Origin of the sequence: Paraburkholderia lycopersici (genome assembly GCF_900096975.1) — a bacterium.
GTDB classification, from domain to species: domain Bacteria; phylum Pseudomonadota; class Gammaproteobacteria; order Burkholderiales; family Burkholderiaceae; genus Paraburkholderia; species Paraburkholderia lycopersici.
This window is the reverse complement of the sequence record NZ_FMYQ01000005.1, coordinates 105,298-130,217: the sequence shown is the minus strand read 5'-3', so window position 1 is coordinate 130,217 and position 24,920 is coordinate 105,298. Positions and strand designations below refer to the sequence as shown.

The 24,920-nt window shown below is 65.5% G+C and carries 24 protein-coding genes; 12 read left to right on the top strand and 12 right to left on the bottom strand.

All coding sequences use genetic code 11. The features are described 5' to 3' along the window. Positions 1-58: 58 nt before the first annotated feature. From dut to BLU17_RS07975, 6 genes are all read right to left on the bottom strand, one after another. Positions 59-505 (bottom strand): dUTP diphosphatase, encoded by a 447-nt coding sequence (dut, locus tag BLU17_RS08000; protein WP_091996194.1) that lies wholly within the window; start codon positions 503-505, stop codon positions 59-61. Positions 506-538: 33 nt separating this feature from the next. Further along, positions 539-1,543, bottom strand: a complete 1,005-nt coding sequence (locus tag BLU17_RS07995) for an LLM class flavin-dependent oxidoreductase (protein ID WP_091996193.1) — start codon at positions 1,541-1,543, stop codon at positions 539-541. A gap of 67 nt (positions 1,544-1,610) precedes the next feature. After that, positions 1,611-2,783, bottom strand: coding sequence for a bifunctional phosphopantothenoylcysteine decarboxylase/phosphopantothenate--cysteine ligase CoaBC (coaBC, locus tag BLU17_RS07990; RefSeq protein ID WP_245746772.1), 1,173 nt, complete (start codon positions 2,781-2,783; stop codon positions 1,611-1,613). 117 nt (positions 2,784-2,900) lie between these two features. Further along, complete coding sequence (gene lspA / locus BLU17_RS07985; protein WP_091996191.1) at positions 2,901-3,416, bottom strand: signal peptidase II; 516 nt, start codon at positions 3,414-3,416, stop codon at positions 2,901-2,903. Then, positions 3,416-6,265: an isoleucine--tRNA ligase gene (ileS, locus tag BLU17_RS07980; RefSeq protein WP_091996190.1), complete on the bottom strand. Its 2,850-nt coding sequence runs from the start codon at positions 6,263-6,265 to the stop codon at positions 3,416-3,418. The genes lspA and ileS overlap by 1 nt, the downstream gene beginning before the upstream one ends. A gap of 142 nt (positions 6,266-6,407) precedes the next feature. Further along, the gene (locus tag BLU17_RS07975) at positions 6,408-7,403 is read right to left on the bottom strand and encodes a bifunctional riboflavin kinase/FAD synthetase (protein WP_091996189.1); all 996 of its coding nucleotides are present in this window, start codon (positions 7,401-7,403) and stop codon (positions 6,408-6,410) included. 167 nt (positions 7,404-7,570) lie between these two features. On the opposite strand from BLU17_RS07975, the gene purN reads away from it, so the two are divergent. The 5 genes from purN (at position 7,571) to nadC (ending at position 13,325) form a co-directional block, all read left to right on the top strand. Next, positions 7,571-8,230 (top strand): phosphoribosylglycinamide formyltransferase, encoded by a 660-nt coding sequence (gene purN, locus BLU17_RS07970; protein ID WP_091996188.1) that lies wholly within the window; start codon positions 7,571-7,573, stop codon positions 8,228-8,230. Continuing rightward, a complete protein-coding gene (locus tag BLU17_RS07965) occupies positions 8,227-9,618 on the top strand; it encodes an RsmB/NOP family class I SAM-dependent RNA methyltransferase (RefSeq protein ID WP_091996187.1) in 1,392 nt (463 codons plus the stop codon). The genes purN and BLU17_RS07965 overlap by 4 nt, the downstream gene beginning before the upstream one ends. A 323-nt stretch (positions 9,619-9,941) precedes the next feature. Continuing rightward, complete coding sequence (locus tag BLU17_RS07960; RefSeq protein ID WP_091996186.1) at positions 9,942-11,138, top strand: DesA family fatty acid desaturase; 1,197 nt, start codon at positions 9,942-9,944, stop codon at positions 11,136-11,138. A gap of 157 nt (positions 11,139-11,295) precedes the next feature. After that, complete coding sequence (gene nadA / locus BLU17_RS07955; protein WP_091996185.1) at positions 11,296-12,426, top strand: quinolinate synthase NadA; 1,131 nt, start codon at positions 11,296-11,298, stop codon at positions 12,424-12,426. Beyond that, positions 12,426-13,325, top strand: coding sequence for a carboxylating nicotinate-nucleotide diphosphorylase (gene nadC, locus BLU17_RS07950; RefSeq protein ID WP_091996184.1), 900 nt, complete (start codon positions 12,426-12,428; stop codon positions 13,323-13,325). Before nadA ends, nadC begins: the two co-directional genes overlap by 1 nt. Positions 13,326-13,416: 91 nt before the next feature. Here nadC and nadB read toward each other — a convergent pair whose 3' ends face one another. From nadB to radC, 4 genes are all read right to left on the bottom strand, one after another. Beyond that, entirely contained in the window at positions 13,417-15,018 is a 1,602-nt protein-coding gene (gene nadB, locus BLU17_RS07945) for an L-aspartate oxidase (RefSeq protein ID WP_091996183.1), read from the bottom strand. A 249-nt stretch (positions 15,019-15,267) separates the two neighbouring features. Continuing rightward, the gene (rpmG, locus tag BLU17_RS07940; protein WP_027794136.1) at positions 15,268-15,435 is read right to left on the bottom strand and encodes a 50S ribosomal protein L33; all 168 of its coding nucleotides are present in this window, start codon (positions 15,433-15,435) and stop codon (positions 15,268-15,270) included. A gap of 10 nt (positions 15,436-15,445) precedes the next feature. Continuing rightward, a complete protein-coding gene (gene rpmB / locus BLU17_RS07935) occupies positions 15,446-15,679 on the bottom strand; it encodes a 50S ribosomal protein L28 (RefSeq protein ID WP_091996182.1) in 234 nt (77 codons plus the stop codon). Positions 15,680-15,915: 236 nt separating this feature from the next. After that, positions 15,916-16,755 (bottom strand): RadC family protein, encoded by an 840-nt coding sequence (radC, locus tag BLU17_RS07930; RefSeq protein ID WP_091996181.1) that lies wholly within the window; start codon positions 16,753-16,755, stop codon positions 15,916-15,918. Between the two features lie 186 nt (positions 16,756-16,941). Here radC and BLU17_RS07925 point away from each other — a divergent pair, with 186 nt between their 5' ends. From BLU17_RS07925 to BLU17_RS07895, 7 genes are all read left to right on the top strand, one after another. Next, on the top strand, positions 16,942-17,397 hold the full coding sequence (locus BLU17_RS07925; protein ID WP_091996180.1) for an FKBP-type peptidyl-prolyl cis-trans isomerase: 456 nt from the start codon (positions 16,942-16,944) through the stop codon (positions 17,395-17,397). A 5-nt stretch (positions 17,398-17,402) separates the two neighbouring features. Beyond that, positions 17,403-18,374 carry a 4-hydroxy-3-methylbut-2-enyl diphosphate reductase gene (gene ispH / locus BLU17_RS07920; RefSeq protein ID WP_091996179.1) on the top strand — a complete coding sequence of 324 codons (972 nt, stop codon included), beginning with the start codon at positions 17,403-17,405 and terminating at the stop codon, positions 18,372-18,374. 553 nt (positions 18,375-18,927) lie between these two features. After that, positions 18,928-19,230 carry a hypothetical protein gene (locus BLU17_RS32240; RefSeq protein ID WP_143189195.1) on the top strand — a complete coding sequence of 101 codons (303 nt, stop codon included), beginning with the start codon at positions 18,928-18,930 and terminating at the stop codon, positions 19,228-19,230. A gap of 213 nt (positions 19,231-19,443) precedes the next feature. Further along, on the top strand, positions 19,444-20,394 hold the full coding sequence (locus BLU17_RS07910; protein WP_091996177.1) for a branched-chain amino acid ABC transporter permease: 951 nt from the start codon (positions 19,444-19,446) through the stop codon (positions 20,392-20,394). A gap of 16 nt (positions 20,395-20,410) precedes the next feature. Further along, complete coding sequence (locus BLU17_RS07905) at positions 20,411-21,580, top strand: ABC transporter permease subunit (RefSeq protein ID WP_091996176.1); 1,170 nt, start codon at positions 20,411-20,413, stop codon at positions 21,578-21,580. A 67-nt stretch (positions 21,581-21,647) separates the two neighbouring features. Beyond that, entirely contained in the window at positions 21,648-22,424 is a 777-nt protein-coding gene (locus BLU17_RS07900) for an ABC transporter ATP-binding protein (protein ID WP_091996175.1), read from the top strand. Further along, a complete protein-coding gene (locus BLU17_RS07895; RefSeq protein ID WP_091996174.1) occupies positions 22,424-23,140 on the top strand; it encodes an ABC transporter ATP-binding protein in 717 nt (238 codons plus the stop codon). Before BLU17_RS07900 ends, BLU17_RS07895 begins: the two co-directional genes overlap by 1 nt. 96 nt (positions 23,141-23,236) lie before the next feature. On the opposite strand, the gene BLU17_RS07890 is transcribed toward BLU17_RS07895, so the two are convergent. Together BLU17_RS07890 and BLU17_RS07885 are read right to left on the bottom strand one after the other, a co-directional pair. Continuing rightward, a complete protein-coding gene (locus BLU17_RS07890; protein ID WP_091996173.1) occupies positions 23,237-23,707 on the bottom strand; it encodes a GNAT family acetyltransferase in 471 nt (156 codons plus the stop codon). An 18-nt stretch (positions 23,708-23,725) separates the two neighbouring features. Beyond that, complete coding sequence (locus BLU17_RS07885; protein WP_091996172.1) at positions 23,726-24,910, bottom strand: acetylornithine transaminase; 1,185 nt, start codon at positions 24,908-24,910, stop codon at positions 23,726-23,728. Positions 24,911-24,920: the final 10 nt, after the last annotated feature.

The window sequence follows — 24,920 nt, the reverse complement described above, 5'->3', positions numbered from 1 at the left end:
AGCACGCCTCGGCGTGCTTTTTTGTGGCCTGCGCAATGCACAGGCGAGCGCGTTGCGCTCAATGCTTGCCCGTGCTGCCGAAGCCGCCCGCGCCGCGCTCGCTTGCCTCGAAGTCGTCGACGATATTGAACTGCGCCTGCACGACCGGCACGATCACGAGCTGCGCGAGGCGCTCCAGCGGGTTGAGCGTGAACGTCGCGTGGCCGCGATTCCAGGTGGAGATCATCAGCTCGCCCTGGTAGTCGGAGTCGATCAGGCCGACCAGGTTGCCGAGCACGATGCCGTGCTTGTGGCCGAGGCCCGAGCGCGGGAGGATCAGCGCCGCGTAGCCCGGATCGGCGACGTGGATCGCGAGGCCCGTCGGCACGAGCTTCGTTTCGCCCGCTTCGAGCGTGATCGGCGCGTCGATGCACGCGCGCAGGTCGAGGCCGGCGCTGCCCGGCGTCGCGTATTGGGGCAGCTGGTCGCGCATGCGCTCGTTCAGGATCTTGATGTCGATTTTCATGACGATTCGGTTGTTGTGGCGGTGGTGGGTTGTTCAGGCGCGAGGCAACTGGAACGCCTCGGCGAGAAGTTCGCAGGAGCGCAGACGAGCCTTGTAGCTGCCCGCGACGGTTAGCACGATGAGTTCGTCGGCGCGAAAATCGTCCCTGATCGCAAGCAGGCGCTCGGTCACGCTCGCGGGCGTGCCGATGACGCTGCGCGGCTTCTCGCGGTCGATCACGATCTGCTCGCGCTCGCCGTATTCCTGAGCGCGCCCCTGCTCGATGCTCGGAATCGGCGCGTTCAGGCCGTAAGCCATTTGCACGCGACGCAGATCGACGGCTTTTTCGAGATCGGCGGCTTCGGCTTCCGTGTCGGCGCAAATCGCGAATACGGCGCACGCGAGATACGGCTTCGCTTCGTGGCCCGCCTTGAAGCGGTCGCGATATGCCTCGGCCACGAGATGCCCGAAGTGCGCGTTGATGAAATGCGCGAATGAGAAGCGCAGCCCGAGCTGCGCGGCGAGGATGCCGCCGAAGTCGCTGGAGCCCAGCACCCAGAGCTGCGGGCGCGTCTCGATCTGCGGCTGCAGCACGACGCCGTGCGCGAGGTGGTCGGCGGGCAGCGTGCCGTCCATCAAGCCGACGAGATCCTGCACCTGCTGCGCGAACTGGTCGCCCCGGTTGTACGCGCCCGCGGCCACGGCCTGTGCGGTGCGCATGTCGCCGCCCGGCGCGCGTCCGACGCCGAGGTCGACGCGGCCCGGAAAAAGCGCCTCGAGCATCATGAACTGCTCGGCAACCTTGAACGGGCTGTAATAGGGCAGCATGACGCCGCCCGAGCCGATGCGAATGCGCTTCGTCACGCTGCCGAGCCGCGCGAGCATGACTTCCGGGCAGGGATTGCACACGCCCAGCAGGCCGTGATGCTCGGCGCACCAGTAGCGCGTATAGCCGAGGTCGTCGGCGAGCTGCGCAAGTTCGATGGTGGCGGCGACGGCGTCCGCCGCGCTGTGCCCAGCGATGACGGGGGACTGATCCAGTATGGAAAGCAGTGTCATGGCAGTACTGCTCCTTGCCTACGTTCGCGGCGCCGCGCGCCGGCACACGGATGCGCCGGCGCGCGCGTCACGAGATGATGCTGGGGTCGGGCAGACGCCGCGCGATCTCGGCGACGAGCGTCTGCGCAAGCGCCTGCTTGGCCGCGCGCGGCAGCGGCGTGCGGCCGTCTGCCTCGAACAGCACGACTTCATTGTCGTCCCGGCCGAACGTGAGCGGGCCGAGATTGCCGATCAGGAGCGGCACCTTTTTGCGCGCGCGTTTTTCCTCGCCGTGTACCTCGAGGTCGTCGCTTTCGGCCGCGAAACCCACGCAGAACGGCGGATTCGGCATCGCCGCGACCGACGCCAGAATGTCGGGGTTCTCGACGAACGTGAACGTGGGCATGCGCTGCCCGGCCGTCTTCTTGATCTTGTGCCCGGCTACGTGGTCGACGCGCCAGTCGGCCACCGCCGCCACGCCGATGAAGACGTCGGCGTCAGGCGCGGCGCGCATCACTGCGTCGTACATCTGCTGCGCGGTTTGCACGTCCTCGCGATACACGCCCCACGGCGTTTGCAGCGCAACCGGGCCCGCGACCAGATGCACGTCGCCGCCGGCTTGCTGCGCGGCGCGCGCGAGCGCGAAGCCCATTTTGCCGCTCGAACGGTTGGTGATGCCGCGCACGGGATCGAGCGGCTCGAAGGTCGGGCCGGCGGTGATGAGGAGCTTGCGGCCCGCCAGCACCTTCGACGCGAAGAACGAGACGATCGACTCGTACACGGCCTCGGGTTCGAGCATGCGGCCGTCGCCGACCTCGCCGCACGCTTGCGGGCCGGAGTCGGGTCCGAGCGTTTCGACGCCGTCCGCGCGCAGCTGCGCGACGTTGCGCTGAGTGGCGGGGTGGTTCCACATCTGCCGGTTCATCGCGGGCACGACCAGCAGCGGACAGTCGCGCGCGACGCACAGCGTGGAGAGCAGGTCGTCGGCGAAACCGTGGGCGAGCTTCGCGAGGAAGTCGGTGGAGGCGGGCGCGATGACGACGGCGTCCGCGCCGCGCGAAAGGTCGATGTGCGCCATGTTGTTGGGCACGCGGCCGTCCCACTGGCTCGTGTAGACGGGGCGCCCCGAGAGCGCCTGCATCGTGACCGGCGTGATGAACTGCGTGGCCGCCTCGGTCATCACGACCTGCACGGTCGCGCCGGCTTTGGTCAGGAGGCGCGTGAGCTCGGCGATCTTGTAACAGGCAATGCCGCCCGTCATGCCGAGGACGAGGTGGCGCCCGGCCAGCTCGCCCGGGTTTGCAGCGGAGGTGTTCAAGTCAGGTCTCCTGTCGGCCGGAGCGGGTGCCTTTGCCACTTGCTCCGGTCCCATGCACACTCAGCGCGCGCCGCGCACGCGCCGCAATTCGTCGAACACCAGCAGCACCGCCCCGACGGTGATCGCGCTGTCGGCGAGGTTGAACGCCGGCCAGTGCCAGCCGCCCACGTGGAAGTCGAGAAAGTCGATCACGTGGCCGTACATCAGGCGGTCGATCACGTTGCCGAGCGCGCCGCCCATGATGAGCGCGAGCGCCGTGCAGAAGAGCTTCTGCGCGGCGTGACGCTTGAGCAGATAGCAGATCACGAGCGCCGCGACCACGCCGAGCGCCGTGAACGCCCAGCGCTGCCAGCCGCCCGCCGCCGACAGGAAGCTGAACGCCGCGCCCTTGTTGTAGACGAGCACGAGATTGAAGAACGACGTGATCGCGCGGCCTTCGCCGTAGCTGAATATCTTCGCGATGGCGATCTTCGTGAGCTGGTCGGCGAGGATCACGATCACCGCGATGCCCAGCCACGGCACGAGCGTGCCGCCCGCGCCGTTCGATCCGGACTGCTTCGGCAGGGTTTTCGCCATTATGCCGCGCTCCGTTTCTCGCCGTCGCCGAACAGATTCGCGACGCAGCGGCCGCACAGGCCCGGATGTTCCGCGTTCGCGCCGACGTCCTCGCGGTAGTGCCAGCAGCGTTCGCACTTGAGGTATTTCGACGTCACCACCTCGACGCCTTCCTCCGCCTCGCTTGCCACCTTCACGATTTCCGCCCCGGACGTGATGAGCACGAACTTGAGGTCGTCGCCGAGCGAGGCGAGCGCGTCGTAGCGCGCGCCGCTCGCGAGAATGCGCACTTCGGCCTGCAGCGACGAGCCGATCTGGTTCGCCACGCGCGCCTCTTCGAGCGCCTTCGTCACGTTGCCGCGCACTTCGCGCAGCAGCGTCCACTTGACGATCAGATCCTGCGCGGCGGCGATGTCCGGGAATGCGTGGAACGTCTCGGTGAAGATGGTTTCGCTGTGCGGCTGGAACACCTTCCACGCTTCCTCGGCCGTGAACGAGAGGAACGGCGCGAGGATGCGCAGCAGGCTGTGCGTGATGTGGTGCAGCGCCGTTTGCGCGCCGCGGCGCGCCTTCGAGTCGGCCGCGCTCGTGTAGAGGCGGTCCTTCAGCACGTCGAGGTAGAAGCCGCCGAGGTCTTCCGAGCAGAACGTCTGCAGCTTCGCCACGACCGGGTGGAACTCGTAGCGGTCGTAGTGCGCGAGCACGTCGTTTTGCAGCGTGTGCGTGAGCGCCACCGCGTAACGGTCGATTTCGAGCCACTCGTTCGCGGGCAGCGCGTGCGTGTCGAAGTCGAAGTCCGAGAGGTTCGAGAGCAGGAAGCGCAGCGTGTTGCGGATGCGGCGGTAGCCTTCCGTCACGCGCTTCAGGATTTCCTCGGAGATCGCGAGCTCGCCCGAATAATCGGTCGAGGCGATCCACAGGCGGATGATTTCCGCGCCGAGGCGGTTCGCCACTTCATGCGGATCGACGCCGTTGCCGAGCGACTTCGACATCTTGCGGCCCTCGCCGTCCACCGTGAAACCGTGCGTGAGCAGCGCGTTGTAGGGCGGGCGGCCGTCGAGCATCGAAGCCGTGAGCAGCGACGAGTGGAACCAGCCGCGATGCTGGTCCGAGCCTTCAAGATAGAGGTCGGCCGGGAACTGCAGCGCGTCCTTGTGCGAGCCGCGCAGCACGTGCCAGTGCGTCGTGCCCGAGTCGAACCAGACGTCGAGCGTGTCGCGGTTCTTCTCGTACAGGTTGGCGTCGTCGCCGATCAGCTCGCGCGGATCGAGCGTCTGCCACGCCTCGATGCCTTCCTTTTCCACGCGCTGCGCGACCTGTTCGAGCAGCTCGATCGTGCGCGGATGCAGCTCGCCGGTCTCCTTGTGCACGAAGAACGCCATCGGCACGCCCCATTGGCGCTGGCGCGAAAGCGTCCAGTCGGGGCGGTTGGCGATCATCGAATAAAGGCGCTGCTTGCCCCAGGACGGGTAGAACGCCGTGGCCTCGATGCCTTCGAGCGCGGTTTCGCGCAGCGTCTTGCCGCCGTCCTTCGGCGTCACGTCCATGCCCGCGAACCACTGCGACGTGGCGCGGTAGATGATGGGCGTCTTGTGGCGCCAGCAGTGCATGTAGCTGTGCAGGTACTTCTCGCTGCGCAGCAGCGTGCCGGCGGCGTCGAGCGCGTCGACGACCTGCGGGTTCGCGGCCCAGATCGAGAGACCGCCGAACAGCGGCAGCGATTCGACGTAGCGGCCGTCGCCCATCACCGGGCTGATGATGTCCGAGTCGGCCATGCCGTGCGCCTTGCACGACACGAAGTCTTCCACGCCGTAGGCGGGCGCCGAGTGGACGATGCCCGTGCCGGTGTCGGTCGTGACGTAGTCGCCGAGGTAGATCGGCGAGGTGCGCCGGTAGCCCGGATGCGCCGAGGCGAGCGGGTGATGAAAGCGCAGGTTCGCGAGCTTTTCGCCCTTCGCGGTGGCGACGATCCGGCCTTCGAGGCCGAAGTCCTTCATGCACGCCTCGACGCGCTCGACGGCGAGGATCAGGAGGCCGCGCTGCGTGTCGACGAGCGCGTAGTCGATCTCCGGGTGCACGTTCAGCGCCTGGTTCGACGGGATCGTCCACGGCGTCGTGGTCCAGATCACGATGCCGCCTTCCTCGCGCGGCAGCGCGGCGAGGCCGAATGCGGCCGCCGTTTCGGCGGGCTGCGCGAACGGGAACAGCACGTCGATGGTCGGATCGGTCTTGTCCTTGTACTCGACTTCGGCCTCGGCCAGCGCCGAGCCGCAGTCGAAGCACCAGTTCACGGGCTTGAGGCCCCGGAACACATACCCTTTCTCCATGATCTTCGCGAGCGCGCGGATCTCGCCGGCCTCGTTGACGAAATTCATGGTCTTGTAGGGGTTGTTCCAGTCGCCGAGCACGCCGAGGCGCTTGAAGCCCTTCTTTTGCGTCTCGATCTGGCCGGCCGCGTACTCGCGCGCCTTCTTCATCACTTCCTGGGCGGGCAGCGACTTGCCGAACTGCTTCTCGATCTGGATTTCGATCGGCATACCGTGGCAGTCCCAGCCCGGCACGTAGACCGCGTCGAAGCCCGCGAGGTTGCGCGCCTTGACGATCATGTCCTTGAGAATCTTGTTGACCGCGTGGCCGAGGTGGATGTCGCCGTTCGCATACGGCGGGCCGTCGTGCAGGATGAACTTCCTGCGGCCCTTCGAGGCCGCGCGGATCTTCTCGTAGACCTGGTTGTCCTCCCATTCCTTGACCCATTTCGGCTCGCGTTTGGGCAGGTCGCCGCGCATCGGAAACGGGGTGTCGAGCAGATTGACGGGGTATTTCGACTCGGACTTCTGCGGCTTGCCGGAGGATGCTTTCTTGTCGCTCATGGTGAGATCACGTGGAATTCGGAGGATGCATGGCGTCAGCATTGCGGCCGATGCCGCGCAACCGTCGCCTCGGGCGCGATCGCGCGATGGACTTCCGCGCGCGGCGCCTGGGGGCGGGCAGCCCGCTCGTGCGGGCCGCAGGTCACCTAATTCGGTCGGTGGCCGAAGTGGCGAAGCCGGTGGATGCGCCGCCGGCCACGTCGGCGCCCGCGGCGGCGAACCACGCGCGGGCGTTCGCCACATCACGCGCGATCGCGGCGGTGAGCGTTTCGAGGTCGGCGAACTTTTCCTCGTCACGCAGCTTCTTGAGGAACTCGACGCGCACGAGCTTGCCGTAGGCGTCGCCGTGCCAGTCGAGCAGATGCACTTCGAGCAGCACGCGGCCCGAGTCGTCCACGGTCGGGCGCAAGCCGAGGCTCGCCACGCCCGGCAGCGGATGCTCGGCGATCCCATGCACCTGCACGACGAAGATGCCCTTGAGCGCCGGCCGTTTGTGGCCGATCGGCAGGTTCATCGTGGGAAAGCCGAGGTCGCGGCCGAGCTTCAGGCCGTGCGTGACGTGTGCGCTGATGTGGTAGCCGCGGCCAAGCGAGGCGCGCGCGGCGTCCAGATCGCCGGCGTGGAGCTGCGCGCGCACGGCGGAGCTGGAAATACGCACGCCCGACGGGTCGGCCACGGTCGCCATCTGCTCGACTTCGAAGCCGTGCTGCGCGCCTGCCGCCTGTAGCGAGGCGAAGTCGCCCGCGCGCTTCGCGCCATAGCGGAAGTCGTCGCCGATCATCATCCAGCGCGCGTGCAGGCCGCTCACGATAATGCGCTCGACGAACGCCTCGGGCGACTGGCTCGCGAAGGTGTGGTTGAAGTGCTCGACCACGACGCGGTCCACGCCGTTCTCGCGCAGCGCTTCGAGCTTGTCGCGCAGCATGGCGATGCGCGGCGGCGCGCCGGCCGGATTGAAGAACTCGCGCGGATGCGGTTCGAAAGTCATCACGCAGACGGGCAGGCCGCGCGCGTCGGCCGCCGCGCGCACGCGCGCGAGCAACGCCTGATGCCCGCGGTGGACACCGTCGAAATTGCCGATGGTCAGCGCGCAGGGCGCGCGGCTTTCGGCGTTGGGAAGACCGCGGAAGACTCTCACAATAGCGGAACCTGGAGGAACCTCGAAAAGCGCGTCGGCCGGGCGCGCATGCTAAGGGCCGATCGAGCGGCCCAAGGGCCGCGACGAAACAGGAGATTATAAACGCACGAGGCGACGATCGCCGCCGCACGAGCGTGGCGCACGTCCCCCAATGATAAAATCCGCGGATGAAAAATCTCGTCATCCTGATTTCGGGGCGGGGCAGCAACATGGAAGCCATCGTGCGCGCGTGTGCGCACGAAGCTTGGGGCGCGCGCATCGCCGCCGTGATTGCCAACCGCCCCGACGCCGCGGGCCTCGCGTTCGCGGCTTCTCACGGCATTGCCACGGCGGTCGTCGATCACCGCCAGTTCCCCGATCGCGCCAGCTTCGACGCGGCGCTCGCGCAAGTCATCGACGGCTATGCGCCGGACCTCGTCGTGCTGGCGGGCTTCATGCGCGTGCTGACCGAATCCTTCGTCGACCATTATTCGGGCCGGATGCTCAACATCCATCCGTCGCTGCTGCCGATGTTTCCTGGCCTCAAGACGCACCAGCAGGCGCTCGACGCGGGTTGCCGCGTGCACGGGGCAACGGTCCATTTCGTCACGCCCGCGCTCGATCATGGTCCGATCGTGGCGCAGTCGGTGGTGCCGGTGCGCACCGGCGACGACGCCGCCGCGCTCGCCGCGCGCGTGCTCGAGACCGAACATGTGATGTATCCGCGCGCGGTGCGCTGGTTCGTCGAAGGGCGCCTCGCGCTCGACGGCGAACGCGTGACGCTCACGCCGGCCGAGCCACAGTGGCTCTTCTTTGACGACTCGCAAGCCGCCGGGGAGGGCGCATGAGACTGCATGGTTTTCTGATCGGACAAACGGAGACGCTGCTCGCCGACGTCCTCAAGTTCACGGGCCCCGCCGACGCGGTGACGAGCCGCTTCTTCCGCGAGCATCCGAAGCTTGGCCACGCCGAGCGCGGCGTGATCGCCGAGGCCGTGTTCGCCGTGCTGCGCCGGCGCATGGAGTTCGCGCATCTGGCCGAAAGCGGCACGGGCAGCCCGACGCGCCGCCTCACGCTGCTCGGCCTGATGGCCACTGCGGGCCGCTCGGCGATCCGTCCGTTCGTTTCCGATGCGGAAGCAAGCTGGCTCGAGCATGTTTCGAAGGTCGACCCGGCGAGTCTGCCGCAGCGCGTGCAGCTCAATTTGCCGGAGTGGATCGTGAAGGCGCTCGAAACGCGCTTCCAGCCCGCGGAGCTTGCGCAACTCGCGGCCGCGCTCAACTATCCGGCGCCGCTCGATCTGCGCGCCAATCCGGTCAAGGCGAATCGCGACGAACTGCTGCGCGCGCTTGCCGAAGCCGGTATCGAAGCGGGCGAAACGCCGTTCGCGCCGTTCGGCGTGCGCGTGACGGGCAAGCCGGCGCTTGCGAAGCTCGACGCATTCAAGAACGGCTGGTTCGAGGTGCAGGACGAGGGTAGCCAGCTGCTTTGCTCGCTGGTGGCGCCGCGCCGCGGCGAGATGGTCGTCGACTTCTGCGCGGGCGCGGGTGGCAAGACGCTGGCGCTCGGCGCGACGATGCGCTCCACGGGCCGTCTCTACGCCTTCGACGTGTCGGACCGGCGCCTTGCCAAGCTCAAGCCGCGCCTCGCGCGCAGCGGTCTCTCGAACGTCAATCCCGTGCTGATCGACAGCGAGCATGACGCCAAGATCAAGCGACTGATCGGCAAGATCGACCGCGTGCTCGTGGATGCGCCGTGCTCGGGCCTCGGCACGCTGCGCCGCAATCCCGACCTCAAGTGGCGCCAGACGCCGGAGTCGGTGGCCGAGCTCGCACCCAAGCAGCTTTCGATCCTTACGAGCGCGGCGCGGCTCCTGAAGCGCGGCGGCCGTCTCGTCTACGCGACCTGCAGCATTCTCGAAGCCGAGAACGAAGCGGTCGTGAAGCAGTTCATCGAGGCGCACCCCGAGTTCGTGCTGGTGAGCGCGCGCGACGTGCTTGCCGAGCAGCGCGTGGGCCTCGACACGGGCGACTACCTCTCGCTGTGGCCGCACCGCCACGCCACCGACGGCTTCTTTGCCGCCGTGCTGGAACGCCGCGGCGACGCGAAGCCGAAGACGAAGGCAGCAGGCGCGCAGACCACGCCCGAAGAAGCTGCGGCAGCGCAAGAGGCGTCCGACGCGATCGCGAAGGCGCAGGAAAGCGAAGCCGCCGAGCCTGACGCAGCGCTCGAGTAGAGCGCGGCGGCCATGATGGGCGCCCGCCCGGCCAACAACAGCCGGGCGGGGGCGGTTGTCCGGTGCGTTCTCTCGACCGGATGGCGCTGAAAGACTGGATGAGGCCGAACGTCGCAGGAAAGGCTGGAGCGGGTGCGGCAAAGCGCCTCGAAACGCCGTCCCGATATTGACGCCGTATCCATTAAAGAAAAAAATCTTCCTTTGTTACAAACACTTGGAACGGTTCTAGTAGAATGCCGTCCAATCACCTCTAGTCGCTTTCACTTTCTTGACAATGGCGCATGGCTGAAAGGCCGCCGCGCTTCGCTTCACGGGTAAAAACCTTGTTGAACTCCCTGCTTGATTTCCTCGCCCATGGGGTGCTCCATTTCTCGTGGTGGCAGATCGTGCTGTTCGCGGCGGTGGTGACTCACATCACGATCGTCGGCGTGACGGTCTATCTGCATCGCTGCCAGGCGCACCGCGCGCTCGACCTGCATCCCATCGCGAGCCACTTTTTCCGCTTCTGGCTTTGGATGACCACGGGCATGCTCACGGGCCAATGGGCGGCGATCCATCGTAAGCATCACGCCAAGTGCGAAACCGAGGAAGATCCTCACAGCCCGCAAACGCGCGGCATCTGGAAGGTGCTGCTCGAAGGCGCCGAACTCTATCGCGCTGAAGCGAAGAACGAAGAAACGTTGCGCCGCTTCAGCCACGGCACGCCCAACGACTGGATGGAGCGCAACGTCTACACGCGCTACCCCATCCTCGGCGTGAGCATCATGATGGTGATCGACGTTGCGCTGTTCGGCGTCGTCGGTCTCACCGTGTGGGCCGTGCAGATGGCGTGGATCCCGTTCTGGGCGGCGGGCGTCGTGAACGGCCTCGGCCACTTCTGGGGCTATCGCAACTTCAACTCGGCTGACGCGAGCACGAATCTGTTCCCGCTCGGCATCATCATCGGCGGCGAAGAGCTGCATAACAATCACCACACGTTTGCAACGTCGGCGAAGCTTTCGAACAAGTGGTACGAGTTCGACATTGGCTGGATGTACATCCGCATGATGCAGGCGGTCGGTCTCGCCAAGGTGAAGAAGGTCGCGCCCACGCCGCGCCTTACCACGGGCAAGCTCGTGCCCGACCACGAAACGCTGCAGGCCGTGCTCTCGAACCGTTATGAAGTGATGGCGCGCTACGCGAAGGCCGTGAAGCAGGCATATCGCCAGGAGCTTGCGCACCTCAAGGAAGTGGGCGAGCGCGAGAAATACAAGCTCATGCGCGGCGCGCGCAAGTGGTTCGACAAGGAAGAAGCCAGCCTGGACGAGCCGCAAAAGCGTCAGCTGCCGCAGATTTTCGCGAGCAGCCAGAAACTGCGCACGTACATCGAGCTGCGCAACGAACTGGCCGCGATCTGGGAGCGTTCGAGCGCCTCGCGCGAACAACTGCTCACGCAGCTCCAGGATTGGTGCCATCGGGCCGAACAAAGCGGCATCAAGGCGCTGCAGGAATTTGCGTCGCGCCTGCGCCGCTACGCCTGAGCGGCTTTGGGCTCCGCAGTGGCGGCCAGGAAAATCCATTAGAATTACGAGACGTCACAAAACCCCGCGCTGGCGGGGTTTTTCTTTTTGGGCCGCGAAAAAGCCGGAGTCCCCACAATGGCTTGGATGGCGCGGCGATCGGCAGGGGTAGGAGATCATGAGTCAGGCAATCAGGAAGGTCGAATACGACCGGCCGCAGGGTGCCGTCTGCAGCGTTGGACAGGCTTGGGCACGTGTACCCGACGCGCCTTCCACGGCAGAGCGCGCTGCATTGAAGGAGCGGATTCGCGCGTTGCTCAAGCGTGAAAAGGCGGTGCTCGTCGCACACTATTATGTGGACCCCGAATTGCAGGAGCTCGCCGACGGAACCGGCGGCTGTGTGGCCGATTCGCTCGAGATGGCGCGCTTTGGCCGCGATCACGAGGCGCAGACGCTCGTGGTGGCGGGCGTGCGCTTTATGGGCGAGACCGCGAAGATCCTGAGCCCGAACAAGCGCATCCTCATGCCCGACCTCGACGCGACCTGCTCGCTCGATCTCGGCTGCCCGATCGACGAGTTCTCGGCGTTTTGCGACGCGCATCCGGACCGCACCGTCGTCGTCTACGCGAATACGAGCGCGGCTGTGAAGGCGCGCGCGGACTGGATGGTCACGTCGTCTATCGGACTTGAGATCGTCGCCGATCTGCACGCGAAGGGCGAAAAGATTCTGTGGGCGCCCGACCGGCATCTCGGCAGCTATATCCAGAAGAAGACCGGCGCGGACATGCTGCTGTGGCAGGGCTCGTGCCTCGTGCACGACGAGTTCAAGGGCATCGAGCTCGACCTGCTGCGCGCCGAATATCCGGATGCCAGGATCCTCGTGCATCCCGAATCGCCGGAAAGCGTCGTTGCGCTCGCGGACGTGGTCGGCTCGACCACGCAGCTCATCGACGCGGCCGTGAAGCTCGACGCGCAACGCTTCATCGTCGCGACCGACCTCGGCATTCTGCACAAGATGCGTCTCGCGGCGCCGGGCAAGACCTTCATCGAAGCGCCCACGGCCGGCAACAGCGCTACCTGCAAGAGCTGCGCGCACTGCCCGTGGATGGCCATGAACGGCCTCGCGAATCTCGCCGACGTGCTCGAGCGCGGTCACAACGAGATTCACGTCGATGCGGCGATCGGCGAGCGCGCCCGTCTACCGATCGACCGCATGCTGGCGTTCGCGGCGGAGCACAAGCGTCGCGTGCAAGCGAGCGGCGATCTCGCGCGCGACACCGCGCTGTTCTCGCAAGTGGGGGCGGCGTAATGGGGGCGCTTGAATTGCTCGCGGTGGACGCGGTTTCGCCTGTGCTGGAGGAGGTTCGCGCGCAGTACGGCGCGGCGTTCGACGCCGCGATCGCACGCAACGTGGCCGACGCGCTCGAAGAAGATGTCGGTCCCGGCGATCAGACGGGCCGCCTCGTGCCCGCCGGCGAAGTGCGCGACGCGCGCATCACCGTGCGCGAGGAGGCCGTGCTGTGCGGCGTGCTCTGGTTCGACGGGGTGGTGAAGCGGGTCGATCCGCGCATTGAAGTGCGCTGGCACTATCGCGAGGGCGATCGCATGGCCGCCGATACCACCGTATGCTCGCTGCGCGGTCCGGCGCGCTCGCTGCTCACGGCGGAGCGCAACGCCATGAACTTCCTGCAGCTGCTTTCCGGCGTGGCGAGCGTGACGCGCCGCTACGTCGACATGATCGCGCATACGCATGCCCGCATTCTCGACACGCGCAAGACGCTGCCCGGATTGCGTCTTGCGCAGAAGTACGCGGTGCGTGTGGGCGGCGGCGCGAACCAGCGCCTTGCGCTCTACGACGGCATCCTCATCAAGGAAAACCACATTGCCGCGGCGGGCGGCGTGGGTGCGGCGATGGATGCGGCGCTCGCGCTCGACGCGGGTGTGCCGGTCCAGATCGAAGTCGAGACGCTTGAACAGCTCGAAGTGGCGCTCGCACATGGTGCGAAGTCGGTGCTGCTCGACAACTTCTCGTTCGACATGATGCGCGACGCGGTGAAGCTCACGGCGGGGCGCGCGGTGCTCGAAGTCTCCGGCGGCGTCAACTTCGATACGGTACGCACGATCGCGGAAACGGGCGTGGACCGCGTTTCCATCGGCGCGCTGACGAAAGACCTGCGCGCGACGGACTTCTCGATGCGCATCGTCTGAATTCGCGCGTTCGATTCGCTGCATCCAGTGAAAAAGGCCGCCTCGCGATGAGGCGGCCTTTGTTTTTGCGGCGTGACGCGGCGCGGCGAGTTTATGAAACCAGGCGGTTGCGCACGCGTTCCGGCGCGAGAACCGTCGGGAGCGCCTTGGGCAGCGAGTTCGGCCAGTCGCGGCTGAAATGGAGGCCACGGCTTTCGCGGCGCGAGCGCGCGCTTTCCACGATCAGCGAAGCCACCTCGACGAGGTTGCGCAACTCGAGCAGGTCGCGCGTGACGCGGAAATTCGCGTAATACTCCTGAATTTCGTCGCGCAGCAGCGAAATGCGGTGCTGCGCGCGCTCGAGCCGCTTGTCGGTGCGCACGATGCCGACGTAGTTCCACATCAGGCGGCGCAACTCGTCCCAGTTGTGCGCGACCACGACTTCCTCGTCGGAATCGGAGACACGGCTTTCGTCCCAGTCGGGCAGCGGCGCGTGCGCACCGGCGCTGAAGCCTTCCGCCTCGATCGCCTCGGCCGCCGACCGGCCGATCACGAGGCACTCCAGCAGCGAATTGCTCGCGAGCCGGTTCGCGCCGTGCAGGCCCGTGCAAGACGTCTCGCCTACCGCATAGAGGCCCGCGAGATCGGTGCGCCCGGCCAGATCGGTGACGACGCCGCCACACGTGTAGTGCGCGGCGGGCACGACCGGAATCGGCTCTTTTGTGATGTCGATGCCGAACTCGCGGCAACGCGCGAGGATGGTCGGGAAATGCTCTTCGAGAAACGCCGGCGGCTGATGGCTGATGTCGAGATGCACGCAGTCGATGCCGTGCTTCTTGATTTCGAAGTCGATCGCGCGGGCGACGATGTCGCGCGGCGCGAGTTCGGCGCGCGCGTCGTGCGCGGGCATGAAGCGCGTGCCGTCGGGCAGGCGCAGCACGCCGCCTTCGCCGCGCACCGCTTCCGAAATCAGGAACGACTTGGCGTGCGGGTGGAAGAGGCAGGTCGGGTGGAACTGGATGAACTCCATGTTCGCCACACGGCAGCCTGCGCGCCACGCCATGGCGATGCCGTCGCCGGTGGCGGTGTCCGGGTTCGTCGTGTAGAGGTAGACCTTGCCCGCGCCGCCCGTGGCGAGCACGGTGTGCGGCGCCTGGATCGTCACCGTGCGGTCGTTATCGAGATCGAGCGCGTAAAGGCCGTGACAGCGCCGGCCGGGCAGGCCGAGCCGGTCGGACGTGATGACGTCGATCGCCTGATGGTCTTCGAGAATCGTGATGTTCGGGTGCGAACGCGCGCGCTCGAGCAGCGTTTGCACGACCGCGTGGCCGGTGGCGTCGGCGGCGTGAATGATGCGGCGATGGCTGTGGCCGCCTTCGCGAGTGAGGTGGAAGCCGAGTTCGGCGGCTGCGTCCTTCGTGAACGGCACGTCCTGGGCGATCAGCCATTCGATGGCCGCGCGCCCATGCTCGACGATGTAGCGCGTCGCCGCCTCGTCGCACAGGCCGCCGCCGGCGACGAGCGTATCGTCCACGTGGTTTTCCACGCTGTCGGCCGAATCGAGCACGGCGGCAATGCCGCCTTGCGCGCGGTCGCTCGCGCCTTCTGTCATGGCGCGCTTGGCGATCACCACGACGCGTCGCGTGTCGGCGAGATTCAGCGCGACGCTTAGTCCTGCGAGGCCGCTGCCGACGATCGCTACATCGAAATTCATGATCCTGCTTCTCCGTCTCTTTTGTTCTGCGCTTTTACCGCCTCGGGCTGTCATAGGGAGATGACGCGCGTGTGGCGGCCGGTAAAGCGGCAAGCATACTCCGAGAGCGGAGTGAACGGATAGCCGCAGATCGGGTGCGGACGGGAAAACACCATTGCTGGGCGCGGGAATGGCGCGCAGGGGGAGTGCATAAAGAAAAACCCCGCTAAAAAGCGGGGTTTTTCTGTCTTCGTCAGGCTCGGAACCAGATTACTTGATCTTGGTTTCCTTGTACTCGACGTGCTTGCGAACAACCGGGTCGAACTTCTTGATCGACATTTTTTCCGGCATGTTGCGCTTGTTCTTCGTGGTCGTGTAGAAGTGACCCGTACCTGCGGTCGACTCCAGCTTGATCTTGTCGCGGACGCCCTTGGCCATGGTTTACTCCTTACACTTCACCGCGTGCGCGCAGGTCTGCGAGCACGGAATCGATGCCGTTCTTGTCGATCAGGCGCAGACCTGCGTTCGAGATACGCAGACGCACCCAACGGTTTTCGCTTTCAACCCAGAAACGGCGGTTTTGCAGATTCGGGAGAAAACGACGCTTGGTCTTGTTGTTCGCGTGGGAAACGTTGTTGCCGCTCATCGGCGCTTTCCCAGTGACTTGGCATACGCGTGCCATGAGAGCACTCCTAATACGCTAATTCTGAGTTCGAAACGCCGCTGGCAGTCTCCCAGGCGAGAAGTGGCGGGCAGATCTCATGTATGGATGAGAACGGTCCGGTTCACTCCCCTGGAACACCCGTGATGGGCTTCGGAACAGGGTTGGAAATAGGCAAACCGTGATTCTAGCAGAAAAATGCCTGGAAAATCAAACCCGATTTGCGGATGTCGTTATGCGGCGCGTGACGCGACAGCTCAGTTCCAGCCGTGTCGCGCGAACGAAAACGTGTCGCGCGCGCCGATCACGAGGTGGTCGACGAGCTGAACCTCCACGAGCGCGAGCGTTTCGCGCAGCACCCGGGTAAGCCGCCGGTCGCTCGCGCTGGGCTGCACCGCGCCCGAAGGATGGTTATGGGCGACGATCAGGCTCGCGGCGTTGAGCATGAGCGCGCGCCGCACGATTTCACGAGGATACACCGCCATGCGCGTGAGCGAACCGCGCGAACTTTCTTCGGAGCGGATCAGCCGATGGCGCGCATCCAGAAACAGGCAGACGAACACTTCGTGCGGCCGCCCGCCGATCAGGAGCCGCAAATAGTCTTCGACCGCGCCGGGGGAGTCGACGAGAGGCTTGTCGTCCAGCGCTTCGGCAAGCGAGCGTCGTGCGAGCTCCGTGACGGCTTGCAGCATCGAGGCTTTTGCGGGCCCGATGCCGCGCAGGGCCTCGAATTCCTCGCGCTGCGCGTCGAGCATGGCGCGCAGGGAGCCGAAATGGGCAAGGAGCGAGCGGGCCACCACGAAGACGTCGTGGCCTGGCAATCCGGAGCCAAGCAGGATCGCGAGCAGCTCCACATCGGAGAGCGCGGCCGGGCCGGCCTTGCGCAGACGCTCGCGGGGCATGTCGCGGCGCCGTGTCGCAGGCCGTGTCGCAGGCTGTATGGCGCCGCGAGCCGCTTCCGGCGAAGGCCCCGCAATGGCGGGCGCCGCGCTTCGGGCGGGACCGCGCTCCGCGCAGCCCGCGGTTGGCAGAGGCAGGGCCAGGGTGCCGCCAATGGCGCTCGGCGCCGTGTCCGGCGTGCAGGCAAGTTCCGTCATGGCAATCTCCGCAGGCAGGGCCGGGGCGCACGGCGCATGCGTGCGTTCCTGCTGGCAGTGCACAATCGTGCCGCGACCGCCCCGGCCAAGTGGCTTACAATAGGTATTTTCCGGCCTGACGCAGGCCGGACCGGCGCCTTGCGGCGCGCATGCGCGAAGCGCGCATTTCGACGAAATGAGTTACGCATGAGCATCATCGACATCTCCGAAGTAAAAGCCGGTTCCCACGTGACGCTGCACTACCGGCTTTCGCTCGCCGATGGCACCGAAATCGTCAATACCTTTGTGGACCGTCCCGCCACCCTGCTGATGGGCGCCGGCCAGCTCGCGCCGCCGCTGGAAGACATTTTGCAGGGGCTGAAAGTGGGCCACCATTCGACCTTTCAGCTAGAACCTGGCGTCGCTTTCGGTCAGCGCAATCCCGACCTGATCCAGCGCGTCTCGCTCAAGACCCTGCGCGAAAACGGCATGATCGGCGAAGAGTTCAATCCGGGCGATCTGATCGAGTTCAACGCTCCCGACGGCGGCCGTTACGCAGGCGTGCTCAAGGAAGTGAACGAGACCTCCGCGCTGTTCGATTTCAACCATCCGCTCGCTGGCCAGGCGGTTGCGTTCGAAGTGCAAATCATCGGAATCCTCTAAAACTCATGACCAATACGGACACGTCCCTCATCGCCGACCTGGCCGAAGCGGAAATCCTGCTCGCGCAGCCGCGCGGCTTCTGTGCCGGGGTCGATCGGGCCATCGAGATCGTCGAACGCGCCATTCAGCTTCACGGCGCGCCGATCTACGTACGCCACGAGATCGTCCACAACGCCTATGTCGTCGACGACCTGCGCAAGAAAGGGGCGATCTTCATCGAGCAGCTCGATGAGGTGCCGTCCGGCAACACAGTGATATTCAGCGCACACGGCGTCTCCAAGTCCGTGCGCGCCGACGCCGAGGCGCGCGGCCTGCGCGTCTACGACGCAACCTGCCCGCTCGTCACCAAGGTGCACGTGGAAGTCGCGAAGATGCGCGACGAGGGGCTCGACATCGTCATGATCGGGCACAAGGGCCATCCGGAGGTGGAAGGCACGATGGGGCAGGTGGCCGAGGGCATGTATCTTGTAGAAGACATCGCCGATGTCGAGGCGCTCGAGCTGCGCGACCCGCAGCGCGTGGCGTTCGTCACGCAAACCACGCTGTCGGTGGACGACGCGGCCGAAATCATCGCCGCGCTCAAGGCGCGCTTTCCCGCCATTCGCGAGCCGAAGAAGCAGGACATCTGCTACGCGACGCAGAATCGCCAGGACGCCGTCAAGTTCATGGCGCCGCAGTGCGACATCGTGATCGTGGTGGGGAGCCCGAACAGTTCGAACTCGAACCGGCTGCGCGAAGTCGCCGAGAAGCGCGGCATTCCCGCCTATATGGTGGATGCGCCCGAGCAGATCGATCCGCGGTGGCTCGCCGGCAAGCGGCGCATCGGGCTCACGGCCGGGGCGTCGGCTCCCGAGGCGCTCGCGCAGGAGATCATCCGCCGCCTGCACGAACTAGGTGCGCGCAACGTGCGAGCGCTCGAAGGCATCGAAGAGAACATTGCGTTCCCGCTGCCGCGAGGGCTCGGCCAGCCGGCCTGAGACCGCCGTTGCCTGCCTCCCCGCGAAACGCGCCATCGGGCGCGTTTTTTTATGCCTGCGCCGGGAACGCAAGCCCAATAATCGGGGACGTATCATCGGAAAAAGCCGGTTAACCGCTCGGTTGCCGAGGTTTTTATCAGTATTTTCGCTAGCGCGCGGCGCTGAATCGCGTGGTGTGACCCCGAATTTTCGACGCAATTCGATCGGTTTCGGCGACGGTGCACCAGCACGGGGCGAGATTTTTATGCCACCCCTTAAATCTTTTTCAGTGGATCCGATGCCCACCCGACAAGGCATTGCGCCCACAACCCGCAACACATGATGCGGAGCCCGTCGCCATTTGGTGCAACTGATGCACGAAAATGCGGCGCAACCAAGGTGCAACCCGAGCCCTGCCGCTATCAAGAAATATGGTTGCAATGCAGGAAAACCCTGCCGGTTCAACAATATTGCCAGTCGCATAATTGGCGTTACAATGCGCGCGTTCTGAAGGTTGGGCATCGATGAAAAGGCCTTCAGGCAAGCATTCCGGAAGGCGCAGGAGACCTCATTAATGCAATTCGAGTTTGCTTGTGCCGTGTCTTCGGCGACTGTGGTTGCGCCACGCAATGCGTGGCGCGGACGCGGCGCCCGGGCAGGCACCAGCGCAACACCGACCCAAACTGGCATGCAGCTTGCTTTTGCATGCACCGGCGTTGTTGTGCCGGTTCGCCGCTTCGGTGTGACGGATCTCGCGGGCGAGATCGCGGAATGCCTGGGCGGCCCAGAAGAGGGAGTCATGGCGTTCGACGTATTCACGACTGCCGGCCGTGAGGCCTGCCGCGTGTCCATCGCCGCGAATATGACGCGTAGCTGATTGAACCCGACGGCACCGAACCATCCGACGGTGCCGTTTTTGCATCCGCTTCCGGCGAGCCTGCCGCTGCAACACAGCGGCAATGCGAACCAGGGCGGCCAACCGTTACCGGTTTTTACTTCAATACCCGAAAGTGTCGTTGCGGTTCCGTAAAACATCGCCCACCGGCCGATGACGAGCGCGAATCCGGTTGCACGGGCTAAGGAGCATTAAATGGATATTTTCATCCAGCAGATCCTGAATGGGCTGGTGCTTGGCAGCATCTACGCCATCATCGCACTGGGCTACACCATGGTGTACGGGATTCTGGGCATCATCAACTTCGCGCATGGCGATGTGCTCATGGTGGGCGCGATGGTCGCGCTTTCCGCGATCACCGTGATCCAGAATCATTTCCCGGGCCTCGGGCACATTCCCACGCTGTGCATTGCGCTCGTGGTCGCCGCCGTTGTTTGCGCGCTCGTCGGCTACACGATCGAGCGAGTCGCTTACCGGCCGCTGCGCCGCGCTCCGCGCCTCGCGCCGCTCATTACCGCAATCGGCGTGTCGATCCTGCTGCAGACGCTCGCGATGATCATCTGGGGCCGCAATCCGCTCGCCTTCCCGCAGCTGATCTCGACCGACCCGATCAACGTCATCAAGCCGAGCGACACCGGCGTCGGCGCCGTGATCTCGCCCACCGAAATCGTCATCATCGTCGTCGCGTTCCTCGTGATGGCGGGCCTGCTGCTGCTCGTGCACAAGACGAAGCTCGGCCGCGCCATGCGCGCCATCGCCGAGAACCCCGGCGTCGCGAGCCTGATGGGCGTGAACCCGAACTTCGTGATCTCGGCCACCTTCATGATCGGCTCGGCGCTCGCGGCGCTCGCCGGCGTGATGATCGCCTCGGAATACGGCAACGCCCACTTCTACATGGGTTTCATCCCCGGCATGAAGGCCTTCACGGCCGCCGTGCTGGGCGGCATCGGCAACCTCGGCGGCGCGATGGTCGGCGGCGTGGTGCTCGGTCTCATCGAGCAGCTCGGCGCGGGTTACATCGGCAATCTGACCGGCGGGGTGTTCGGCAGTAACTATCAGGACGTGTTCGCATTCATCGTGCTGATCGTCGTGCTCGTGTTCCGTCCGTCGGGGCTGCTGGGCGAACGTGTCGCGGACCGCGCATAAGAGGGAGTAGCACAACATGACTTCAATTCAACCGATCGAGCCGTCCACGACGCTCATTCCCGAAAAGAACACGACGAAGACGCTCGCCGTGGGCATCGTGACGGCCGTCGTCGTGGCCGCGCTGCCCTTCGTGGTAGGCGCCGCGGGCGGCAACTACTGGGTGCGCGTGCTCGACTTCGCGATGCTCTACGTGATGCTCGCGCTGGGCCTGAACGTGGTCGTGGGCTTCGCCGGCCTGCTGGACCTGGGCTATATCGCGTTCTACGCGGTGGGCGCCTATACGGCCGCGCTTTTGACCTCGCCGCACCTCACCACGCAGTTCGCGTGGATCGCCAGCTTGTTTCCGGGCGGCCTGCACACGCCGTACTGGATCGTGGTGCCGTGCGCCATGGCGCTCGCGGCGGTTGCGGGTATCCTGCTCGGCGCGCCGACGCTGCGCCTGCGCGGCGACTACCTCGCGATCGTGACGCTGGGCTTCGGGGAAATCGTTCGTATCTTCATGAACAACCTCGACCGCCCGGTGAACATCACCAACGGGCCGCAGGGGATTACCGGCGTCGCGCCGCTGCAGGTCTTCGGCTTCAACCTCGCGCAGCCGCACGAGGTGCTCGGCTTCACGTTCACGTCGGTCTACATGTACTACTACGTGTTCGTGATCTGCGCGCTGCTCGTGATCTGGGTGTGTACGCGTCTGCAGCACTCGCGCATCGGCCGCGCGTGGGCCGCCATCCGCGAAGACGAAATCGCCGCCAAGGCCATGGGCATCAACACCCGTAACGTCAAGCTGCTCGCGTTCGCGATGGGCGCGTCGTTCGGCGGTCTTTCGGGCGCGATGTTCGGCGCGTTCCAGGGCTTCGTGTCGCCGGAATCGTTCACGTTCTGGGAATCGGTCGTCGTGCTTGCCTGCGTGGTGCTGGGCGGCATGGGCCACATTCCGGGCGTGATTCTCGGCGCCGTGCTGCTCGCCATTTTCCCCGAGTTCCTGCGCTCGACCATGGGCCCGCTCCAGCACGCGCTGTTCGGCCATGAAATCGTCGATACGGAAGTCATTCGCCAGTTGCTCTACGGCCTCGCCATGGTCGTCATCATGCTGTACCGCTCGGAAGGCCTGTGGCCCGCGGCGAAGCACGAAGACAAGATCGCGAAGATCGCCAGGCGCGCCGGCAAAAAGCCGATTCGCGCATAAGGGCAGCCCTGCATGGGACCGGAGTCCGCGCTGAAGCGCGGACTCCGGTCGACACGGAGAACTATATATGAGCAACAAACCTATCCGACTGTCCGTGAAGGGCGTGAACAAGCGCTTCGGCGGCCTGCAGGCGCTCTCGGACGTCGGCCTCCAGATCGAGGAAGGCACGATCTACGGCCTGATCGGCCCGAACGGCGCCGGCAAGACCACGTTCTTCAACGTGATTACGGGTCTCTACACGCCCGATTCGGGCGAATTCAAGCTCGACGGCGTCGAGTACAAGCCCGAAGCCGTCTATCAGGTGGCGAAGGCGGGCATTGCGCGCACGTTCCAGAACATTCGCCTGTTCGGCGGCATGACGGCGCTCGAAAACGTGATGGTTGGCCGCCACGTGCGCACGAAGCACGGCCTGATCGGCGCGGTGCTGCAAACGCCGTCGGAGCGCAAGGAAGAGCGCGAGATCAAGGAGCGCGCGATCGAACTGCTCGAATACGTGGGCATCGCGCAGTACGCGGACTACACGTCGCGCAATCTCTCGTACGGTCACCAGCGCCGTCTGGAAATCGCGCGTGCGCTCGCGACCGATCCGAAGCTGCTGGCGCTCGACGAGCCCGCGGCCGGCATGAACGCGACCGAGAAGGTCGAACTCACGCGCCTGCTCGACAAGATCCGCGCCGATGGCAAGACTATCCTGCTGATCGAGCACGACGTGAAACTGGTGATGGGCCTGTGCAACCGGATGACAGTGCTCGACTATGGCAAGGTGATCGCCGAGGGTCTGCCGCAAGACGTGCAGAAGGACCCGAAGGTGATCGAGGCTTATCTGGGTGCGGGGGTTCACTGATGTCTACGCCAGTTCTGAAAATCAAGGGTCTGCAGGTCAACTACGGCGGCATTCAGGCGGTCAAGGGCGTGGACATGGAAGTCCGCGAGGGCGAGCTCGTCACGCTGATCGGCGCGAACGGCGCGGGCAAGACCACGACCATGAAGGCGATCACGGGCCTGAAGCCCTATTCGGCGGGCGACATCGAATACCGTGGCCAGTCGATCAAGGGCGTGCCGGCGTTCGAGCTGCTCAAGCGCGGCCTCGCGATGGTGCCGGAAGGGCGCGGCATCTTCGCGCGCATGTCGATCCTCGAGAACATGCAGATGGGCGCGTACCTGCGCAACGACAAGGACGGCATCCAGAAGGACGTCGAGCGCATGTTCGGCTTCTTCCCGCGCCTGAAGGAGCGCGCCACGCAGCTCGCGGGCACGCTCTCGGGCGGCGAGCAGCAGATGCTGGCCATGGCGCGCGCCATCATCAGCAAGCCGAAGCTTCTCCTGCTCGACGAGCCTTCGATGGGCCTCTCGCCGATCATGGTCGAGAAGATCTTCGAAGTGGTGCGCACGATCTCGTCGGAAGGCATCACGGTGCTGCTCGTGGAGCAGAACGCGCGTCTCGCGCTGCAGGCGGCGAACCGCGGCTACGTGATGGACTCGGGCCTCGTGACGATGGAAGGCGAGGCCAAGCAGATGCTCGACGATCCGAAGGTGCGCGCGGCGTATCTCGGCGAGTAAGGCGTTGTCATGCGGTCCTCACGGGCCGCATGAAAGCAAAAGCCGCACGGGTTTCGAGCCCATGCGGCTTTTTTTTTATGGCACGAGGGGCGCAGTTCAGTCGACCGTTTCGGACTCCTGCGCGGCGAGCCGCTTGCCGAGACTCACCACGGCATCCGCGCGATAGCCGAGCCGGTCGTAGAACGCGAGCACCTCCGGCTTGTCGTCGAGCACTTGAAGGTTGAGCTTCAGGCATCCCATCGCGGCAAGCGCGCATTCCGCATGACGCACGAGCCGCGTGCCGACGCCGCGGCGCCGCGCTTCGGGCGCGATCGCGACGGAATAGAGCCAGCCGCGATGTCCGTCGTAGCCCGCCATCGCCGTGCCGACGAGCGCACCGTCACCATCGCCGCCGTCAAGAACCGCGACGAAGAACAGCTCCGGCTGCACGCCGAGCTTGTTCGCGATCGACAGACGCGGATTACGGTGCGGCCGGCTCGCGTCGTTGTATTCGGGAAACGCCTGCAGCCAGAGCGCGAGCACCGCTTCGGTATCGGTTTCGCTGAACGCGCGGATCGTGACGGACATCGCTCGTGCTCCGCCCGGTTACAGCGAGTCGAGAATCGTGCGCAGCATCGCCATCATCTGGTCGATCTCCTGGGTCGTCACGTTGAGGGCCGGCATGAAGCGCAACAGATTCGGGCGCGCGGCGTTGAGCAGCAGGCCATCCGGCTGCATGAGGCGCGCCTTCTCGACGATCTGCGGACCGATGTCCTTGCCGAGCAGCAGCGCGCGCAGCAGGCCCTCGCCGCGCTCGCCCTCGAAGCCGCGCTCGGCCGACAGTTCGAGCAGCTTCTCGCGCAGGTACTGGCCGCGCGCGCGCACGCCTTCGAGGAAGCCGGGCGCGACCAGTTGCGAGATCACCGAATAGCCGACCGCCGTCATCAGCGGGTTGCCGTTGTACGTGCCGCCCTGGTCGCCGGCCTCGAACACGGCGACTTCCTTCTTCGCGAGCAGCGCCGCGAGCGGCACGCCGCCGCCGATGCCCTTGCCGAGCGTCATGATGTCCGGTTCGACGCCCGACAGTTCGTAGGCGAAGAGGGTGCCGGCACGGCCGCAGCCGCTCTGCACTTCGTCGACGATGAGCAGGATGCCGTGCTTGTGCGTGAGCGCGCGCAGTTGCTGCATGAATTCGCGCGTGGCGGGGATCACGCCGCCTTCGCCCTGGATCGGTTCGAGCATCACGGCGGCGGTTTTCGCGTTGATGAGCTTTTCGACCGAGGCGATGTCGTTGAGGTCGGCCTTCGGGAAGCCCGGCACCTGCGGCGCGTAGAGCGTGTCCCAGCCGGCCTTGCCGCTCGCCGACATCGTCGCGATCGTGCGGCCGTGGAAGCTGTGGTCGAACGTGATGATTTCGTAGGCGCCGTCGCGATGCTTCCTGCCCCACTTGCGCGCGAGCTTGATCGCGCCTTCGTTTGCCTCGGCGCCGCTGTTGGCGAAGAACACCTTGTCGAAGCAGCTATGCTCGGTGAGCAGGCCCGCGAGCTTCGCCATCGGCTCGTTGTAGAAGGCCGGCGACGGGTTGATGAGCAGGCGCGCCTGTTTCTCCAGCGCCTCGATCATGCCTTCGTTGCAGTGCCCGAGGCTGTTGACGGCCCAGCCCTGGATGAAGTCAAGATAGCGCTTGCCTTCGTTGTCGTAGAGCCACGACCCCTTGCCATGCGTGAAAACGATTTCGGGCCGGTTGGTGATGTACATCAGCGACTCGATCGGGTATTCGGAAAAATTCATGGCGACAGGC

Coding starts and splice junctions, on each gene's coding strand:
- dut (WP_091996194.1), bottom strand. CDS start 505: ATGAAAATCGACATCAAGATCCTGAACGAGCGCATGCGCGACCAGCTG.
- BLU17_RS07900 (WP_091996175.1), top strand. CDS start 21,648: ATGAGCAACAAACCTATCCGACTGTCCGTGAAGGGCGTGAACAAGCGC.
- BLU17_RS07925 (WP_091996180.1), top strand. CDS start 16,942: ATGAGCATCATCGACATCTCCGAAGTAAAAGCCGGTTCCCACGTGACG.
- BLU17_RS07885 (WP_091996172.1), bottom strand. CDS start 24,910: ATGAATTTTTCCGAATACCCGATCGAGTCGCTGATGTACATCACCAAC.
- rpmG (WP_027794136.1), bottom strand. CDS start 15,435: ATGGCCAAGGGCGTCCGCGACAAGATCAAGCTGGAGTCGACCGCAGGT.
- nadC (WP_091996184.1), top strand. CDS start 12,426: ATGGGGGCGCTTGAATTGCTCGCGGTGGACGCGGTTTCGCCTGTGCTG.
- radC (WP_091996181.1), bottom strand. CDS start 16,755: ATGACGGAACTTGCCTGCACGCCGGACACGGCGCCGAGCGCCATTGGC.
- coaBC (WP_245746772.1), bottom strand. CDS start 2,783: ATGACGGGCGGCATTGCCTGTTACAAGATCGCCGAGCTCACGCGCCTC.
- nadA (WP_091996185.1), top strand. CDS start 11,296: ATGAGTCAGGCAATCAGGAAGGTCGAATACGACCGGCCGCAGGGTGCC.
- BLU17_RS07890 (WP_091996173.1), bottom strand. CDS start 23,707: ATGTCCGTCACGATCCGCGCGTTCAGCGAAACCGATACCGAAGCGGTG.
- BLU17_RS32240 (WP_143189195.1), top strand. CDS start 18,928: ATGCAATTCGAGTTTGCTTGTGCCGTGTCTTCGGCGACTGTGGTTGCG.
- ileS (WP_091996190.1), bottom strand. CDS start 6,265: ATGAGCGACAAGAAAGCATCCTCCGGCAAGCCGCAGAAGTCCGAGTCG.
- purN (WP_091996188.1), top strand. CDS start 7,571: ATGAAAAATCTCGTCATCCTGATTTCGGGGCGGGGCAGCAACATGGAA.
- BLU17_RS07910 (WP_091996177.1), top strand. CDS start 19,444: ATGGATATTTTCATCCAGCAGATCCTGAATGGGCTGGTGCTTGGCAGC.
- rpmB (WP_091996182.1), bottom strand. CDS start 15,679: ATGGCACGCGTATGCCAAGTCACTGGGAAAGCGCCGATGAGCGGCAAC.
- ispH (WP_091996179.1), top strand. CDS start 17,403: ATGACCAATACGGACACGTCCCTCATCGCCGACCTGGCCGAAGCGGAA.
- nadB (WP_091996183.1), bottom strand. CDS start 15,018: ATGAATTTCGATGTAGCGATCGTCGGCAGCGGCCTCGCAGGACTAAGC.
- BLU17_RS07995 (WP_091996193.1), bottom strand. CDS start 1,543: ATGACACTGCTTTCCATACTGGATCAGTCCCCCGTCATCGCTGGGCAC.
- lspA (WP_091996191.1), bottom strand. CDS start 3,416: ATGGCGAAAACCCTGCCGAAGCAGTCCGGATCGAACGGCGCGGGCGGC.
- BLU17_RS07895 (WP_091996174.1), top strand. CDS start 22,424: ATGTCTACGCCAGTTCTGAAAATCAAGGGTCTGCAGGTCAACTACGGC.
- BLU17_RS07965 (WP_091996187.1), top strand. CDS start 8,227: ATGAGACTGCATGGTTTTCTGATCGGACAAACGGAGACGCTGCTCGCC.
- BLU17_RS07905 (WP_091996176.1), top strand. CDS start 20,411: ATGACTTCAATTCAACCGATCGAGCCGTCCACGACGCTCATTCCCGAA.